Source organism: Aliivibrio sp. 1S175 (assembly GCF_001690985.1).
Lineage (GTDB): Bacteria > Pseudomonadota > Gammaproteobacteria > Enterobacterales > Vibrionaceae > Aliivibrio.
The window spans coordinates 118650-136980 of record NZ_MAJS01000006.1 but is presented as its reverse complement, the minus strand read 5'-3'; the positions used below and the strand labels follow the sequence as shown (position 1 = coordinate 136980).

General features: G+C 39.3%; 18 protein-coding genes. 8 read left to right on the top strand and 10 right to left on the bottom strand.

The features are described from left to right. Nucleotides 1-65: 65 nt before the first annotated feature. The 5 genes from A6E06_RS02620 to A6E06_RS02600 form a co-directional block, all read right to left on the bottom strand. The gene (locus A6E06_RS02620; protein ID WP_065591503.1) at nt 66-755 is read right to left on the bottom strand and encodes a DUF2913 family protein; all 690 of its coding nucleotides are present in this window, start codon (nt 753-755) and stop codon (nt 66-68) included. Then, entirely contained in the window at nt 756-1961 is a 1206-nt protein-coding gene (locus A6E06_RS02615; protein ID WP_065591502.1) for a Bcr/CflA family multidrug efflux MFS transporter, read from the bottom strand. It lies immediately after the preceding gene. Nucleotides 1962-2128: 167 nt separating this feature from the next. Continuing rightward, nucleotides 2129-2833, bottom strand: coding sequence for a 16S rRNA pseudouridine(516) synthase RsuA (rsuA, locus tag A6E06_RS02610; RefSeq protein ID WP_065591501.1), 705 nt, complete (start codon nt 2831-2833; stop codon nt 2129-2131). Nucleotides 2834-2902: 69 nt separating this feature from the next. Continuing rightward, nucleotides 2903-4507 carry a DHA2 family efflux MFS transporter permease subunit gene (locus tag A6E06_RS02605; protein ID WP_065591500.1) on the bottom strand — a complete coding sequence of 535 codons (1605 nt, stop codon included), beginning with the start codon at nt 4505-4507 and terminating at the stop codon, nt 2903-2905. A gap of 2 nt (nt 4508-4509) precedes the next feature. Continuing rightward, a complete protein-coding gene (locus A6E06_RS02600; protein WP_065591499.1) occupies nt 4510-5550 on the bottom strand; it encodes an HlyD family secretion protein in 1041 nt (346 codons plus the stop codon). A gap of 160 nt (nt 5551-5710) precedes the next feature. Here A6E06_RS02600 and A6E06_RS02595 point away from each other — a divergent pair, with 160 nt between their 5' ends. From A6E06_RS02595 to A6E06_RS02570, 6 genes are all read left to right on the top strand, one after another. Beyond that, complete coding sequence (locus tag A6E06_RS02595) at nt 5711-6625, top strand: LysR family transcriptional regulator (RefSeq protein ID WP_065591498.1); 915 nt, start codon at nt 5711-5713, stop codon at nt 6623-6625. Nucleotides 6626-6732: 107 nt separating this feature from the next. Continuing rightward, nucleotides 6733-7239, top strand: coding sequence for a hypothetical protein (locus A6E06_RS02590; RefSeq protein ID WP_065591497.1), 507 nt, complete (start codon nt 6733-6735; stop codon nt 7237-7239). Between the two features lie 112 nt (nt 7240-7351). After that, nucleotides 7352-9175 (top strand): protein translocase subunit SecD, encoded by a 1824-nt coding sequence (gene secD / locus A6E06_RS02585; RefSeq protein WP_065591496.1) that lies wholly within the window; start codon nt 7352-7354, stop codon nt 9173-9175. Between the two features lie 3 nt (nt 9176-9178). After that, complete coding sequence (secF, locus tag A6E06_RS02580) at nt 9179-10078, top strand: protein translocase subunit SecF (protein ID WP_065591495.1); 900 nt, start codon at nt 9179-9181, stop codon at nt 10076-10078. Between the two features lie 218 nt (nt 10079-10296). Further along, nucleotides 10297-11436 carry an SIR2 family protein gene (locus A6E06_RS02575; RefSeq protein WP_065591494.1) on the top strand — a complete coding sequence of 380 codons (1140 nt, stop codon included), beginning with the start codon at nt 10297-10299 and terminating at the stop codon, nt 11434-11436. 9 nt (nt 11437-11445) lie between these two features. Next, nucleotides 11446-13194 (top strand): ATP-binding protein, encoded by a 1749-nt coding sequence (locus A6E06_RS02570; protein ID WP_065591493.1) that lies wholly within the window; start codon nt 11446-11448, stop codon nt 13192-13194. A gap of 103 nt (nt 13195-13297) precedes the next feature. Here the strand turns inward: A6E06_RS02570 and A6E06_RS02565 are convergent, their stop codons facing one another. Together A6E06_RS02565 and A6E06_RS02560 are read right to left on the bottom strand one after the other, a co-directional pair. Next, nucleotides 13298-13873, bottom strand: coding sequence for an SLATT domain-containing protein (locus tag A6E06_RS02565; protein WP_176713268.1), 576 nt, complete (start codon nt 13871-13873; stop codon nt 13298-13300). A 92-nt stretch (nt 13874-13965) separates the two neighbouring features. Further along, the gene (locus A6E06_RS02560) at nt 13966-15060 is read right to left on the bottom strand and encodes a Fic family protein (protein WP_065591491.1); all 1095 of its coding nucleotides are present in this window, start codon (nt 15058-15060) and stop codon (nt 13966-13968) included. Nucleotides 15061-15279: 219 nt separating this feature from the next. Between A6E06_RS02560 and A6E06_RS02555 the strand changes: the two genes are divergently transcribed. Continuing rightward, the gene (locus A6E06_RS02555) at nt 15280-15618 is read left to right on the top strand and encodes a cytosolic protein (RefSeq protein WP_065591490.1); all 339 of its coding nucleotides are present in this window, start codon (nt 15280-15282) and stop codon (nt 15616-15618) included. Between the two features lie 149 nt (nt 15619-15767). Here the strand turns inward: A6E06_RS02555 and A6E06_RS02550 are convergent, their stop codons facing one another. Both A6E06_RS02550 and A6E06_RS02545 read right to left on the bottom strand, forming a co-directional pair. Then, a complete protein-coding gene (locus A6E06_RS02550) occupies nt 15768-16073 on the bottom strand; it encodes a Fis family transcriptional regulator (RefSeq protein WP_065591489.1) in 306 nt (101 codons plus the stop codon). A 294-nt stretch (nt 16074-16367) separates the two neighbouring features. Then, complete coding sequence (locus tag A6E06_RS02545) at nt 16368-16862, bottom strand: YcxB family protein (RefSeq protein WP_065591488.1); 495 nt, start codon at nt 16860-16862, stop codon at nt 16368-16370. Between the two features lie 166 nt (nt 16863-17028). Here A6E06_RS02545 and A6E06_RS02540 point away from each other — a divergent pair, with 166 nt between their 5' ends. Next, nucleotides 17029-17691 (top strand): CatA-like O-acetyltransferase, encoded by a 663-nt coding sequence (locus A6E06_RS02540; protein ID WP_065591487.1) that lies wholly within the window; start codon nt 17029-17031, stop codon nt 17689-17691. Nucleotides 17692-17812: 121 nt separating this feature from the next. On the opposite strand, the gene A6E06_RS02535 is transcribed toward A6E06_RS02540, so the two are convergent. Next, a complete protein-coding gene (locus A6E06_RS02535) occupies nt 17813-18211 on the bottom strand; it encodes a PaaI family thioesterase (RefSeq protein ID WP_065591486.1) in 399 nt (132 codons plus the stop codon). Nucleotides 18212-18331: the final 120 nt, after the last annotated feature.

The window sequence follows — 18331 nt, the reverse complement described above, 5'->3', positions numbered from 1 at the left end:
CAGACATAAAAAAAGCGCAGAAGATCTGCGCTTTTCGCTTTTATAAATCAACAGAAAAATAAATTCTATTTTTTCACATTAAATGAAAATGGAGTTTCACCTAACTGTAAACCATGATTATTCGGGAAAATCAGGTACTCACCGTGATATTTCACTTTTGATTTATAATCAGAACGTTTATGGACCATTAAACCATGCTCAAAAGCCGATTCAACGAACTCATGGTGATTACCACGCACATAACACGTTAATGGTTTAACTAGAGATTGGTTCTCTTCATCATCACCTTCAAAACAAGAAGCCAATTGCGTAGCACAAATAATTAAAGAGTGATCACCGTCTGAAAATAAAGACGCCTTTTCTAACACTTCATAATCTGTCGTTACACACCAATCTTGTTCTTCCAGTGACTCACACCACGCCATCAATCCTGATGTTGTAATCGGCGTTACTGTCTCAACTGGAGCTAATGCTGCATACAAACGAGAATAATGTTCAAAACGAACTGGTAATTGAGTGCCAGTTCCTTTAGTGCGGCCTTCTTTCTGCCACGTCATCAAATCTTTTGCGACACAACGTGAAAAACGTTGAGACTTAATCGCAGTTGTCACCCAGCGAATTAAAAAGTGATTTGCGCTCACCGGATTCTTAGGTAAACGTCCGCTATCCTTACTTTCTTGTAAGTCTGTTAACGCTTCATTCACTACTTTTTGAATTTCTTGATAATAATTCACTGTGTTTGTTTCTTTACTCATTTACGCTTTACGTCCAAAAACAAAATAAAAACCAAAAGATAAGATTGAGCATGCTGCCATGGAACTCACCATAGGCCAAGCAGAATCAGCAGGAAACATTGCGATACACGCACCGACAAGTGAACCAGTACCAAATCTGAGTGTACCTGCTAATGATGATGCCGTTCCTGCCATTTTAGGGTAATGGCTTAATAATAGCCCCATGGTATTACTGCCAATTGTAGAAATACAACCAACAAATAAAACAACAGGAACAACCGTACCCCATAAGCCCCAATTCAATAACTGCCCTACCATCATTAAGACACCAGCGAATAACTGAATTGAAAGCCCAAATTTAATCATATTATGTGACCCCATTCTCTTAACCATACGACCATTAATCGTGGTCATTACAATTAAGAAAACGACGTTCAAACCAAACAGGTAGCCAAAGTTAGAAACACTGACACCATAAATATCAATATAGACAAAAGAGCCTGCGGTTAAAAATGAAAACATCCCAGCAAAAGAAAAAGCACCAGAAAAAATCAAACCAAGAGATACCGGATTCTTAAACAATGAACGGTAGTTTCTTAATGAGGTTACCAGATTAAACGGGGAACGATTTTCTTCTGTTAGCGTTTCAGGAATGCGCCATAAAATCGCAAAAATAATAAGAACCGCAAAAATAGCCAATAACCAAAAAATTGAACGCCAACCAAACCAGACCGCCATGTGTCCGCCAATCATAGGCGCAACCAATGGAGCTACCGTCATCACAAGCGTAATAAACGCCATCATGCGAGCAAAGTCTTCTTTATTAAACATATCTCGAACAATGGCTTGAACCACCACCGCAGATGCCGCACCAGCAACACCTTGTAATACACGAATATACATTAAAGATTCAATGCCATCGACTTGCGCGCCGATCACTGCACAAATCGCAAATAAGACCGTACCTATTATTAATATTGGACGTCGGCCATAACTATCAGCGAGTGGTCCATGAATTAATTGGGCGATTGCAAACCCTGCAGTGTAAGCCGTTAATGTCATTTGCACCGAACCCGCAGACACACCAAGATCGGCCGCTATACTAGGCATCGCAGGAACATACATATCAATAGCAAGAGGCGTAAGCGCAGAAATAGCACCTAAAATGATGATCAATAATATACTTAATGTAGGCGGTTGAGGCTGATCGGTAGCAGTAGATGGCATAGGGCAAGTGACCAAGCAATAATTAGAAACAAGATAGGATTGATAATATTATCATGCTCTATTACAACATGCTTTTTATATTCGAATTCTTTGCAAGAATTTACACAAAAAAACGGTGTGACATCACTGCCACACCGCTTTTTATTATCACTAATAATTAGTATGAATTATTTACTAAATACCAATTCAACTTCTTCAGCCGTTAAATAACGGTATTCACCTGGCTCAAGTGAGTAATCTAAACCTAGACCACCAATTTGAGAACGGTGTAAACCTTCAACTTTATTACCAAGCGCTGCGAACATACGTTTAACTTGGTGGTACTTGCCTTCTTGAATCGTTAATAGAAGCTCGTTTTCGTCTTCATTAACGATTTCCATCACTGCTGGCATCGTTAACCCAGTTTCACTTTTAAGTTGAATGCCTTCTGCTAATTGCTCAGCATAATCTGCACCAATCGATTCATCTAACCATACACGATAAGTTTTTGGACACTTACGTTTTGGTGAGGTGATCTTATGTGACCACTGGCCGTCATCAGTAATTAGGACTAATCCTGTAGTATCAACATCAAGGCGACCCGCAAAATGCAGTTTTTCTACATTCACTTCATCTAATAATGTTAATGCCGATGGGTGCGTACTGTCTTCATGAGAACATACATAACCATCTGGCTTAAATAGCATAATATAACGAGGACCATGAAATTTAAGCTCGCGGCCATCCAACTCAACGGTTGAATCATCCGTTACTTTTACTGAAGTAACTTTTGTCTTTACGCCATTAACTGTGATGTTACCACTTTTAACAATTCGAGTAGCTTCGCTACGGGTAGCACCTAATGTTTCGCACAAAAATTTATCTAAACGCATGAGAACCTCATTTCAATATTCAGCCGCATTATACCCAAACCACCTAAAGAAGCGAGCGCACATAAAAAATTAATGTGCCCCACCTGCCATTGAGCCCGGATTAGAATTAGATTTAACAAAAAACATCATAAATGCAGCAAAAGCTAAGAAACACGTCATCATTAAAAACACATCGTTATACGCCATAATTGCCGCATCTCGCTGCATGGTCATCGTTAATGAAGCTTTAGCTTGCAACATCGCCGTAGCAGGATCACTTCCTTTTGAAACAAACATCGCCGCACTTTGCTGTAATTGATACCAGCCGTCAGTACTTACCGTCGTTAATGTTTCTTTAATATGGCCTAAATGCTCACGAGTTTTGTTATCAAGCATTGTCGCTATGATAGCAATACTAAATGCCCCACCTAAATTACGCAGCACATTAGTAATGGTTGAGGCATCAGATACTTGATGTTGTTTAATCTCTTCCATCGCAACTAATGATAATGGCACCATAATAAATGGGCTACCAATAGCACGCAGTAGCATTGAAAAAATCAGCTGATCACCACCAAATAAATAACTCATGTGCGTATTCACAAAACAACTGATGCCGAACATCGAAAATCCAAAGAACACCAAATACTTAGCTTTAATAATTTGCGTTAATTTAGGCACTAATGGGAAGATTAATAACTGAGGGAACCCCATCCACATTAATACTTCGCCAATTTCTAATGCGTTGTACCCTTGAATTTGGATCATATACATTGGCAATACATAAATAGAACCCAGCAACGCCATCCCTAAAATCAAATACGCCACACATGACATTGCAAACTGGCTTTGTTTCAGTAGCCGTAAATTCACTAAGGGGTTCTTATGCTGCAATTCATTAATGACAAAATAAATCAAACTAACGGCTGAAATAATAGATAAGGTAACGATGAAACTAGAGCTAAACCACTCTTCACGATTCCCCTCTTCTAGTACGACTTCTAAGCAACCAAGACCAATCGCCATTGTCGTAATACCAAACCAATCCGCTTTTAATAAACTGTCTAATTTTAACGGTTCATCATCAAGGCCGTAGTTAACCATACAGATCAGTGCGATAGCTGGTGGAATATTAATATAGAAAATATAGTGCCACGAGAAATTTTCAGTTAACCAGCCACCTAATGTAGGACCAATTGATGGCGCAAACGTCGCTGTCACCCCAAATAACGCCATCCCAACCGCACGTTTATTTAACGGTAATAACTGAACAACCAAAGAGAAAGCCAGTGGAATTAACGCCCCACCACTAAACCCTTGAATGGCACGAAAGACAATCATCGACCCCATGTTCCAAGACAAAGAACACAGCACCGATGCCACAGCAAAAATGATGGTTGTCCACGTTAAGTAACGACGCTTACCAATAGCAACAGACAACCAACCACTCAGCGGTATCGCAATCATTTCAGCCACAAGATAAGACGTAGAGATCCACGAACTTTCATCCATCGTGGCCGATAATGCACCTTGAATGTCTTTTAAAGACGAGTTGGTGATCTGAATATCCAATATCGCCATAAAGGCACCAAGTAGACCACCAAATAAGGCGATCCAATTACGTCTTGGGATCTCAGTTTCTAGGGGGACATCAGTAGCTTTTACTTGATCCACAACAGTTAATTCTTGAGTCATGATTAGCCTCGAGTATCAACCGTAGCAACCACAGAAAGGCCTGGGATCAACTTACCTTCTAATAAGTCCGCATTCAAAATACTGATTTTAACGGGCACACGTTGCACAATTTTAGTGAAATTACCGGTCGCATTCTCTGGTGGTAACAACGCAAATTTAGCGCCTGTTGCAGGAGAGAAGCTATCAACAATCCCTTTTAGGTGCAGGTCTGGGTACGCATCTAAATCGACAAATACTTTTTGTCCTTTATGAATATCACCAAGCTGTGTCTCTTTAAAATTCGCTTCAATCCATACCTCTGTAGTTGGAACTAAACTCAGTAAAGGCATACCCGCTTGAACTAATAAACCACTGCGTAAACTGCGTTTACCAACCACACCATCAATTGGCGCGTAAATATTAGTATAAGACAGATTAAGCTCTGTTTGTTTTAGTGCTGTTTTTGCTTGATTTAATGCGGCTTCCGCTTGCGCTATTTCGCTTTCAATAACGTTAATTTGCTCTTTCGATGCTTGATAATTTGCTTTTGCTGCGTCAACATTTGCTAATGCGACTTTAAGGTGAGACACGTTGTTATCTAACTCATCTTGTGATGAATAATTCTTTTTAATTAACGCTTTAGTACGTTTAACTTGTTGTTGAGTACGTTCATATTCAGCTTTAGCAGATTCAATCTCACTCGCCGCCTGACGAATACGAATGTCTTGTAGCTTACGCTCTGCCGCTAAATTTTTAATTGCAGCCGCACTGACTAATACATTGGCTTCAGCTTTTTCTTTTTCAGCCACAAAATCACGGCTATCTATCGTTGCCAATAAATCTCCAGCTTTAACCACTTGGTTATCATCAACAAATGTTTTTGCAATGTAGCCGCCAACTTTAGGGCTGATTGTCGTAATGTCACCTTGCAGATACGCATTATCTGTTGATTGAAAATATTGACCATAACCATACCAATAACCACCACCGGCAAGGCCACATAAAATAATAACGATTGTCGCAATCAAAGGTGCTTTATTTTTTTTCTTCTGTTGTTCTGCCACTACGCGTACCCACTTGAAAATGAAGCCATTCACGTTTGCAATAAACATGAATGTAATAAATAAGAGAACGACAGTATAAAACGAAAATGATTTATTGATTAGATAGGAAAAAAGGGAAACACTGTTGCATAAATCTTACCAATCAATAAGGGACGACCTAATGATGGATTTAAATAACATCACTATATTAAATCAAGTCATTGATTCTGGAAGCTTTACTCAAGCCGCTATTAATCTAGGAATGACAAAATCAACAGTAAGCAGAAAGCTAGCTGAACTTGAAGAACATCTAGGTGTGAAGCTTATCACTCGTTCAACCAGAAAATTAGGGCTAACCCAAGAGGGTGAGATTTTTTATCAAGCCAGCGTAAAAGTGCTTGATATTATGCAACAAACCGAATTAGAACTGACCGCAAATCAAAACTTAATCCGTGGACACCTTAATTTAGCGATGCCCGTAGAGATCGGCCACAACGTCATGTCGGATTACATCAATAGCTTTCTTATCCGCTATCCAGAAGTCTCAATTAACGTAGAAATGACCAATCGAGAAGTCGACATTATTGGTGATGGTATTGACCTCTATGTACAAGTTGGCGAAATTAATGATTCCTCTTTAGTAGCAAGAACCATTGATTTTTCCGAGCGTGTGATTGTTGCAAGCCCTGAATACTTAAAGACTTATGGCAACATTGAAACACCAGAAGATCTGTATGCGCCTCATCATCAAATAAAAGTGGTTAACGCGGTAAAAGTTCCTAATCTGTATTTTAATCAGTTAGATAAAGCCATTCGCGTCAACCTACCCTACCGCTTAAAAGTAAATACCATTACCGCTTGTAAATCAGCTTGCTTAAGTGGTTTAGGGATTGCTTCTTTACCTGAGTTTTTATGTCGAAAGCACATTAAAAATGGAGAATTAATACAAATTCTTCCAGATTGGGATCTACCGAAAGCTGCCATTAGCTTAGTCTTTCCACAAAATAAATTAATACCAAAACGTCTGAGGGTGTTTATTGACCATGTCCTTGAGCTATTTGAATTAACAGCAGCTGAAAGAAATAAGATTGAATAATTCACTAAAATTACATCAATTTTTCTGAATCCATTAATTTCACTTGCCAGTAAGGTCATTCATCGAATACGATGCGATGGTCTATTAATATAATCACTGGATTTTTCGTGGTGCAACTGTTTCGATTATTGATAATTTGTCTTTGCTTTGGGGTAAGTTCGCTTGCTCAGGCATCTGCATATCATCAAAACGACAACAGCCACTTTGTAGAACTGACAATTGAACAGCACTCTGCGGTTCCAGTAACGATTTCCGTTGATAACTCTCCTATTCAATCTATTGATTTTGTCACTTGCAACATCAATGGGGCTCAAACAGACTCAACCACACTACATTCTAAAAGCGCCTCTCAAAGCCACGATGTAAATTTAGGCATCGCCTACGCTTCTCGCATGGCAAACTTGGCGCGCCATGATCCTGAAGAAGTCTTTCCGGTTTATGAACTGGCATTAGAGATCCCTGCTATTCCCTCTGAACAATTAGCCATTGGTTATCAAGAAAAACCAAAACCAACGGTCAATTGGGCATTAAACACCTATTCATCTACTTCTCGAATTTCGGCTTGGAAGGAAAGTAACCTTCTCTACAGCCAGCGGTTATACCCACACTCTTAATTTCACACTCAAAATCCATTGATTTATCACTTAGTTATTATTCGTTTATTACGAACTAACTAGATTTGTGACTTTTTCGCATACGCAACTTCGTATGTGAGGTGAAATTATTATGCAAAGAAAACAACCGATACAACGACTGAACCATTATTCAAAATGGAAATACGTTGTTCTTATTACGACCCTTATTATTTTATTATTAAGCGCTATCCCGACTTGGTATGGCGAAGATGCTGCCGTTCAAATTACCAATAAAGACGGACAAATTCCTTCTATTGTTCAATTACAAAATACGCTAACCGACCAAGGAATAACCGTTAAACGCATCGAACAAAAAGGCGATAAAACCATCGTTATTTTGCAAAATGAAGCACAGCAAGCCGCAGCAAAAAATGTACTGTCTACTGTTATTGATGACAGTAAAAAAGGCACAACGTTAGCTTTATCTCTTGCGCCAGCAGCCCCTGCTTGGTTACAAAATATGGGATTTGAGCCAATCAAACTTGGTTTGGATTTACGTGGCGGTGTGCAATTCTTACTCGATGTTGATGTAAACCAAGTTTTCCAAGCACAACGTAATGAACTGTCTGATTCACTAAAACAAGAATTGAGAGATGAACGCATACGCTCTGTTCGCTTCCAAAAAGAAGGCAGTGATAGCTTAGTGGTTCGTCTTCCATCAGAAGAAGCAAGTCACGCGGCTCGTGAGTTTATCCATAAAAACTACCCTACTTGGCAAATCTCAAACGGTGACGGCTTTGATCTTAAGCTAACGCTAAAAGAAACAGAGAAAGTTGCAGTTCGTAACCTTACCGTTCAACAAAACTTACAAACCATGCGTAGCCGTATTGAAGAGTTAGGTATCACTGAAGCCTTAGTTCAACGTCAAGGTGAAAACCGAATTCGTATCGAGCTACCCGGTGTTCAAGATCCTGCGGCTGCAAAAAATGTTATCGGTGCTACCGCGAGTCTTGCTTTCTATGCCGTGAAAGAACAAGGCACTGGCAGCACAATGGAAGTTCCTGATGAGAATGGCCGCCCAATACGTGTAGGTAGAAAACCCGTACTAAGTGGTGACCATATTGTTGATGCTCGCGCAAGCTTAGGCGAAATGGGCATGGCAGAAGTAAACATTGTTCTTGATAGTTCAGGCGGCAAAATCATGTCTGAGTTCTCTCGTCACAATGTTGGTAAACCAATGGCAACGTCGTACAACGAGTACGGTCGTAACAGCAAAGGCGAAACCACGCAAAGTAACAAAATCATCAGTGTAGCGACAATTCAAAGTCAACTTGGTAGCCGCTTTAGAATCACAGGTTCTGGCTCGCTTCAAGAATCTCAAGAGCTTGCTCTGCTTCTTCGCGCTGGCTCACTAACTGCGCCTGTGACTATCGTTGAAGAGCGCACTATTGGCCCAACATTGGGTGCTGAGAATATTCAAAATGGTTTTGCTGCTTTAGGTCTTGGTCTTGGTCTAACTCTACTGTTTATGGCGTTTTGGTATCGTCGTTTAGGTTGGGTGGCTAACATTGCCCTTGTTGGCAACATGATCATGCTGTTTGGTCTACTTGCGCTTATTCCTGGTGCGGTTCTTACCCTTCCCGGTATTGCAGGTTTAGTACTGACGGTTGGTATGGCGGTTGATACTAACGTACTTATTTTTGAACGTATTAAAGATAAACAGAAAGAAGGTCGAACATTAGCACAAGCGATTGATAGAGGCTTTAGTAGTGCATTTGGTACCATTTTCGATGCCAACTTCACCACAATGATTACCGCAGTGGTTCTATACACTATCGGTAACGGCCCTATCCAAGGCTTTGCATTAACTCTAGGCTTAGGTCTATTAACCAGTATGTTCACAGGCATCTTCGCGTCACGTGCCATTATCAATTTAGTTTGGGGTCGTGATTCTCGTCATGATGTTAGGATTTAAGTTATGTTTATAAATATGAAAAATGCAACAAAATGGCGTCACATGACGAGTGTGGTTTCTATCGGTTTAATGATTTTTGCACTCAGCATGATAGCAATGAAAGGCCTTAACTGGGGCTTGGATTTTACTGGCGGTATCGTAAGTGAAGTTCAAATTGATAGCAAAATCACAAGCAGTGAAATTGCGCCGTTATTAGATGCTAGCTTTAAACAAGATGTGGCGGTTATTGCCTCTGGTGAGCCGGGTCGTTGGGTGTTGCGTTATGCGATTCCACCAAAAGGCGTTGAGCTTCCACCACTGACTGAGGTTCTTGCTCCGCTGCACTCAGATATTCAAGTATTAAACACCAGTATTGTTGGTCCACAAGTTGGCGAAGAGCTAACTGAGCAAGGCGGCATGGCGTTATTGGTGTCTGTTTTGGTTATCTTAGCGTACTTGAGCTACCGCTTTGAATGGCGCTTGGCTTCTGGCTCTTTGTTTGCCCTAACCCACGATATCGTGTTTGTGCTTGGTTTCTTTGCTGCGACTCAAATGGAGTTTAACTTAACCACCCTAGCCGCTATTTTGGCGATTTTAGGTTACTCGTTAAATGACTCTATTATCATTGCAGACCGAATCCGTGAGCTATTAATTGCCAAACCTGAGTTATCTATTCAAGAAATTAATAACGAGGCAGTTGCTGCAACCTTCTCTCGTACTATGGTGACATCAGGAACAACCTTAATTACGGTTGGATCTTTATGGTTATTAGGTGGCGGTCCACTAGAAGGCTTTGCGATTGCGATGTTCATCGGTATCGTGACAGGTACTTGGTCTTCTATCTCGGTGGGTACCAGTTTACCTGAGTACTTTGGTTTGAATTCGGATCACTATAAGCCGAAGCCAATTTCTGAAGAGCCGTAAGGGATTGGTTTAGGTTTAAATAATAGACAGTAAAAAGCCGCAGGGAATGCGGCTGATGTTAGGGGATCTGGTTTAGGCTGGATCCCTTTTTTGTGGGTGGTGCTACGTATACAAATAATAAAAGTACCATCAACTCAACAAATTAGCATATTAATCGCTGACCCCAAAAAGCCTTTAGTTTAAAATGGTTTTAATATAAGTCATTGAAGATAAAGAGCATGGAACATCTAGAAGAAATAAAAATTAATGACATCTGGCAACACAATGTCAATCTATTGATAGGCTCAGGCGCATCATTTGGACTTTTCCCTACCCTTGCGACCCAAATGGAAGATGAGTCCATAGAAACGCTAGGTAAGTACTTCGAAGATGAAAACAAGCCCCAGCTTAAGTCGCTGCTTTTCATGTACTACTACGTCAACTGCATTGAACCCGTAATATCATTCAATATTGAATACACAAAATTAGGAGCAGACCTAGGCTTAGAAGAAGATATTAACAAGTTATCGGTCATCAAAAACTATCAACTATTACTGAAAACACTTAAGACAATTGCCTCTAAAAACAAATCTCAGAAAAAAGCTAATATCTTCACCACAAATTATGACTCATGTTTCGCCGACGCATATGAAGAGCTTTTGCTTGAAGAATCAAATTTAGAGTTTGTACTGAATGATGGTTCTAAAGGTTTTCGTAGAAAATTTGTTGAAGCTCGACACTTTGACACTTTTGAAATCAAACATAGCATCTTTGGCAAAAACTGTTTCAGTATCCCACAAGCCAATCTAGTTCACTTACATGGTTCAGCATTCTGGACACTCAATGACAACCGAATAGCAGTTAACTACGATGATAAGGACTGCAAATTCGAAGATAAATTTTTTGATAGCGTCAAAGATGAACTGGAAGGACTAGAAGGAATTCTTAACAATAAGGAAGCCACACGTGGTGCCTTTAACGCAATCACTTTTAATGGGACTTTTTCAGACATAGAAAAGATATTTTGGGCTACTTACAAAAAGCTTCCAATTGTTAACCCTACCAAATGGAAGTTTCACGAAACTGTTTTTGACGAACATTATTACCAAATGCTTCGTCTAATGAGTTACGAACTGGAAAAGCAAGACTCAGCCCTTATTGTATTTGGCTTTTCATTTGCAGATGAACACATTACCAACCTAATAAAACGCTCACTAGGCAATAAATCTCTCACTATGTACCTGTGTTGTTTTGATGCTTTCACTGTAGATGCAATGGAAGATCTGTTCGGCAGCTTCAATAACGTTAAGCTCATCAAACTAGATGGTTTTTTAGACTTTGATGCTTTCAATAACGAAGTATTCAAGCTTCCAAATTAAGGGTATAACATGGCTATTTTAGTGGGCGAGGTTATTGCCGTAAAAGGCGTTAAGGTATCAATTAAAGTTTTTGAAGAATCAAATAAAGACACATTATTCTACGACGGTACAAAGTACAAAGGCGTTTCAATACGCGAGTATGTGCAAATAGAACGTGGTTTCAAGAAGATAATCTGCGTCGTCGAAGGAGAGTACTTAGATGAAAAATGGATTGATGATGAATTCCATTATATTCGAACTGTAGACCTCAAACCCATTGGTTACTTTGAATCAGATCGTTTTTTTGAAGGTATCAAACACCTTCCTTTAATCAAAGACCCTGTTTTCTTACTCGAAGAAAATAGGCTCACTGACATCTATGGCAAAGCCGACGGAGATTTTGTAATTGGAAGTCTTTTAAAAGAAGAATTTCCAGTTTCTCTACCATGGCACAAGTTGTTCAATTCTCATATTGGGATTTTTGGAAATACGGGGAGTGGTAAGTCAAACACGCTAACCAACTTATACACCACTCTTTTTGATAAGAAAATTGAACAGATAAATGGAAAAAGCCAATTTATCGTTATCGACTTCAATGGCGAATACACAAACGGGCAGCTTACTACTGACCAATATAAAAACGTCTACAACCTTAACTCTCGCAATGCTGAGCAAAAGTTTCCGCTAGCCAAATCAGAGTTCTGGGACACTGATACTTTGAGTTTGCTCTTTCAGGCTACACAAAACACACAAAAACCATTCATTAATCGAATCGTAAAAGGCAAGCTACAATTTGATACCGAAGCTAATTTCTTAAACTACATTAAAACGACCTATGAAAAAGTATTTACTGCAGCTGCACCTCATCCAGAGCTACTAGATCTCATCCGTGAAATCACAAACACACTGGACAATGCAGCAATCAAGGACACATTGAAAACTATATCTTTCAATGGAACCACCAAAGGCTTCTATGTCGCGCCTAACTCATACTTTCGTGCCGACGGGAATTATTACAGAAACATACTAAAAGATGATGTCGATGCTATAACTATCCCTCAAGGTCTAAGTGACTTAGACCAATTTAACATTCGTTGCCACATACAGCTAATAAGAGATTTGATAAGCGGATATGTTCAGTTTGATTTTATTCAACCACTATTGAAACGCATAGACTCATCACTATCGAACCTAACCAAAGTCATTCAAGTTAATGACGCCCCAGTGGCGAACAAAACTGTAACGATTATCTCTCTAAGAAAATGCAATCAAGATGTAAAGAAAGTTCTTCCTTTGTTGATAGCCAAGCATTATTACAACCCACATAAAGTAACTGTAGCCAATCCGCCAGATAAGACTATACATCTTATAATTGATGAGGCTCATAACATACTGTCACAGCAATCCACCCGTGAGAGCGAAAGCTGGAAGGACTACAGACTTGAAACCTTTGAGGAAATCATTAAAGAGGGGCGTAAATTTGGTATGTATCTAACTCTTTCTAGCCAAAGACCAGCAGATATATCACCAACTATCGTGTCCCAGATACACAACTTTTTCATTCATCGCTTGGTCAATGATAGAGATTTGTTCTTGATTGATAACACGATTAGCACATTGGATAGCATGTCTAGAAGCATGATTCCCAATTTATCTCGTGGTAGCTGTGTTGTTACGGGAACCGCGTTTGATTTACCTATGGTTCTACAGGTGAACGAATTAGCGAAAGAGAAGCAACCTGATAGCGAAGATGTCAATTTAGAAGCATTATGGTGTTAAAAATATAAAATTTAACATCATCCAAAACCGATAGCTCATATTTATCATCTATTCTAAGCTGATAAATATGATCACTAATTTAATTATTATCATATAACAATACCTATTTTCTAACGATTTCAATTTTATCGATAACTTTTTTCTTTGTAAGCGGAGCATCTGTCGAAATGAAATTCCATTCAACTTCTATCGTATTCATTTCGTATTCAATATCAAGGTTCTGCATATCAGTATTTAATTTCGTCAAAAGCCTTTCTATTTTTCTTCGTATATTACCATATCTACCAGCTGCTGATCGGTGTTGCTCCGCTCTTGCCGCAAATCGTCCTTGAGATACTACACCAGAAAGAATGGCTGATAATAAACCTACTGAAATAACAATGTACTGCATATTTGCTGAATTTAATTTTGTATTAAAAAAAGGAATGACTAAAGCCTCTAAACTATCCAATTCACCAGAATAAGAAAAGAAAGACATTGACGTTACAAATACTGTACAAAACACAAGTAAATAACCAGTCCAATCTGCCCTTTTATTTAATTTTTCAGCTCGCATATAATGCCCTATCTGAGCTTTTTCTATTCTATTAAGCCACTCTGAAAGGGTTTCTTTATGCGAGTTAAAAGCTATTTTTTCCTTTGACTCTTGCTTATTTTTATTTTTGAAAAAATTTAACATATTTATCAAGTTCATCATTTATTAAGTAACTGCTAGAAATGGATACCTAAAATTAATTATCCACAATAAAGTTTTTCCATTTAATAAGTAGCCTACTCCCCTAAAACATAACGAGTACTTCGACCACCTGCCCCAGTTTTAACCAAACAACCAAGCTCAACTAACATTGCTAAGTGCCGAGTTGCAGTAGGCTTACTTACCTTTGCAACTTTATGGTATTGAGAGGTGTTAATGCCCTCTTCAAAATCGCCATCTAACATTCGATTAAGCACTTTTGCTTGCTCTTCTGTCAGTTTGGTTTGATCAACCTTGCGCCAAAAATTGGTTTTAAAAATGGTTCTGTCTATCTCGTTAAAGACTTCTGCAAACGTACTATCAAGGGTTTCAAAAAACCATTGTAGCCAAGCGGTAATATCTAACTCCCCCTTTTGGGTTTGCTCTAAGATCTCATAATAGCTTTTTCGGTTAGCCAAGATACCAACCGACATGGCATAGAATCGAACCGATTGCTGCTCGGCTTGAGCTAATGCGAGGTCCGTAAGTAGACGAGTAATTCTTCCATTACCATCATCAAGTGGGTGAAGCGTCACAAACCACAGATGTGTCATTGCAGCTCTTAATAGCGGATCTAATGAGGTGTCGTTTTTTGACGTATTAAACCAATCAATAAACTGATTCAATTCAGCATCAAGAATATCTCGACTTGGCGCTTCAAAATGGACAACAGGACGATCAATGCGGCCTGACACGACTTGCATAGGCGCATCACCACGAAATTGCCCACCCACCACAGGGTTAAACATGGTGTAGCCTTGAGGAAATAAGCGATTATGCCAGTGTAAAATACGATCTAGCGTTAAAGAGGTGTCTAAGTTTTCTACCGCATCAAGCATGATCTCGGCAAGGCCATCAGTCTGTTCTGTAGTAGGAAAAGGGCTTTCTTCACTTACCCCTAGCTTATTCGCTAAAGAAGAACGCACCGAAAACGCATTTAACGTTTCACCTTCAATCGCGCTTGAGTGAACAATATTGGCAAGTAACGTATCAAGCATGGTTTTTTCTTGGTCTTGACTCGTCATCTTCCCTAATAAAAGCCCTTGGTTAAATCTAACCGACCTTAATAACGGTTCAATAACGCGTTCATCCCAATAAAAGTTAGGCCACTTATCTTGCTGCCATATCCACATAATGCCTTCCTCTGATCCAATTTCACTTAATCTAATCACAGTATGATGTGATTAACGTACTTATTCAAATCATTTCATGATGCGATTAACCCACCTATTCACATCAAAACGTGATTCGATTAGAGGTTTTATTCAGCTCACGATAAGCCAAAACCAATTTCTATTACGTAATCCCTTGATAGTGATACAATCGCCGCATCAGAATTACCGAGAAACTCTATGTTTATTCATCATGTTAACGACATCGATTGGCTAGTGATTACAGCTTTTGAAGAACTAAAAACGATGTTTATCGAAGAAGCAGGTACGATCCCTTCTTGCTTCTCTACCACCAGTGAATTGAGCCTGATTGATCAAGCCAAGCGCACTTATGGATATTTGCCTACATTCAGCGGCGTAATCACCGATACTGGCACTTTCCAAAGCCAGAATAATGAAGAAGATTTGAACCCACAGCTTGCCTGCCTAGTTGAGGGGCGTGGTCGAGTATTTATCTATCACGGCGGCTTTGTCGCGTTTGTGGATGACGAGCAAACCTTTATTACCCGAATGGACTGAAAATAGCGGTATCCCTAGACTTTAGTAAGCAAACTATTCGTCGCCCTAACTCAGAGGGCAGACAGTAGTCTTCAGGCTTTATATCAAAACTCGTCATATAAAGCCTTAGATCCCCACGACCAATTCGATTCACTTTACTTTGATAACCGCTACTCACGATTTTTCTGCGTATCGTAACTGATGTGTTTATCTACATTCTTTAGTTGAACCCCAACCTTATTAAACGCCTTTTGGATAGCTGTTGAAACATGGAACTGGTCTTCTCCCATTAAAAAGTTTGCTTTATCTTGATTCGTTTCGAATACGCAGACAATTTTTAAGCTCTGCGGAAAAGAAGAGAATTTGACTGTATGAGTCACCCAAAGAAAACCCTCGTAGCCTTTTAACGTATCTTCACAGACTTCGGTTAACACATCTCTAATTTGATTTTCGATCTTCTTATCTGATTTACGCATAAAGTAAACTTCCTATTTAACACCTTTAAAAACGTTTTCGGTCAACATTGTCTTAAACGATATTGAGCACTGTTGCTGTTTCAAATGCAAAGTATTTATAGTAACACTTGAAATTTCACCGTGTGGGACTGTGGTGGATAAGTAAATATCGCCATATGGTTAGAGTTATAAATATTGGGAAAAGTAAGTCAAACAACAGAGTTTGAGATTGGAGTCGAGGAGTTAGATAGACAGTAAAAAGCCGCAGTGAATGCGGCTTGATATTGGATAAACTTTTATTTACGCGCGGTAACGTTACTTTGCTTTTGCTATTGCGTGCTGCACTGCAATGAAAGCGATCTCTTTATCATTTAAGCAAGATTTACTGACATATTGGCGCTGTTTACCCATATGCAAAATAAACCCTAAATCGCTTTGTTCAAGTTGATCAATTTCACTCCAAGCGATATCACGGGTGATTTTAGCGCTTTTATAACTCACTCCTTTAGCATCAGCCTGAAACACCACTTTAGTGCCAGAAAGCGAGCTAATTTTTTGTCGCCATAACCACCACGTTCTCTTAAAGTAGATACTAAGCCCCTCAATAATACTCAGCACAATAAAGAACCAACCAACATACCCATTAGGTAATAGTTCAAGTCTTAATAAAACCACACCAAAAAGAAGAAAAAGAATTCCTTTTAAATAGGCTTTTGGAAATTTAACAGGGTGACTAGTTTGATCATAACACTCGGCAAAGAAAGTCTTGTCGAGAGTGTATTCTGTGGTGACACTAAAATCTTTAGACATATAGGGCTACTTTACTGTTTTATGTGAATGAGTCTCTATGCTGCGATCTCGCAACTCAGGCATTGTACCGTTTCTCGGTGCTTTTCTACATTCAAATATATCTTAAAGTCGATTAGGTATATAGAATCAGCCCAACGAAAATCAGTGAACTCTATAGGGAAATCAAATGGCGTATGAAGTGCTAGATGTCAGTCAATGGGCACGAGCTCAACACTTGAAATTTTATCAAGGTTTTAGTCACCCTTGGTATAACATCTGTTCCAATATCGACGTAACCGCCCTGCACCAATATTGTAAGCAGCACAATCACCGTTTCTTCCACGCTTATCTTTACCTAACTCAGCAAGCGCTAAATAAATGTGAACCGATGAGCTATCGCCTTATGGGTGAAGAAGTCCGCATTTACTCGCCTATGTGTGTCAGTGTGGCGCTACTCGCCGATGATGATACGGTGCGTTTTTGCGATTTAGACCATGAGCCTACGTTTTCTAATTTTACAATCAGTGCCACCAACGCTGAAACTCGGATTAAGAATACGCCCTTTATTGTTGAGCAGTTCATTGGCCAAGAAATGAAGCAGAACACGATTCATTTAACCGTATTGCCATGGGTCGATTTCACTAGTATGACTCATGCTAGAGACGTTAACTTCCCTGACAGTGTGCCAAAAATGGCCTTTGGGAAATTGGTTCAACACGGTGATCAATGGCGTATGCCACTGTCTGTTGAAGTGCATCATGGTTTGATGGATGGTTTACACGTGGGGCAATTCATACAGGTATTACAAGCGATGTTTGATAATCCATCACAGCTTGAACAAGCTAAATAAGGTTTATACCTCAACTAAGATGAGCGGTAGTGCGCTCATCTTAAATAATATCCTCTTGAAGGGATATCGAGTTCATTATCCCTTGCTGGGGATATTTAAGGATTCGATTCTATTGACGATCTTAACCATCCATAAATTGACTTTTTGCCGATGAACAGACGTGACCTTCTTGTGTAATTTTGCTTTGTAATACATGTAAATTACGTCTGCTACTTACCCATTCCGCATGAACTTCAACCTTCACTCCCAGTTTTATTGGTCGGTGAAAACGAGTAGACAAACTAACCGTCATTGCATGAATTTCATGGCTATATAAACAATGCAACATCGCACTGTCATGCAATGCTGTAATTAACCCTCCTTGCATAACACCGTCGTAACCCTCAACTTTTTCTGTTGGTATGATCTCGGCATATATTTGTTGGTCATTACTCACTTGAAAAATTATCGGCTGTTCAGAAAAAAAGGCATGCTGGCAGACACAACATTGTTGATGATCCTTAGGTATAGAGAGTGACATTATCCACCTGTAACGTTCGTTAATTTCATGGATAAACTATAACGCCACATTATTAGCATATGCCAATAATTATTTCGTATTCTAAGATCCCATATATAACTCATGTTTAAAGATAATTTT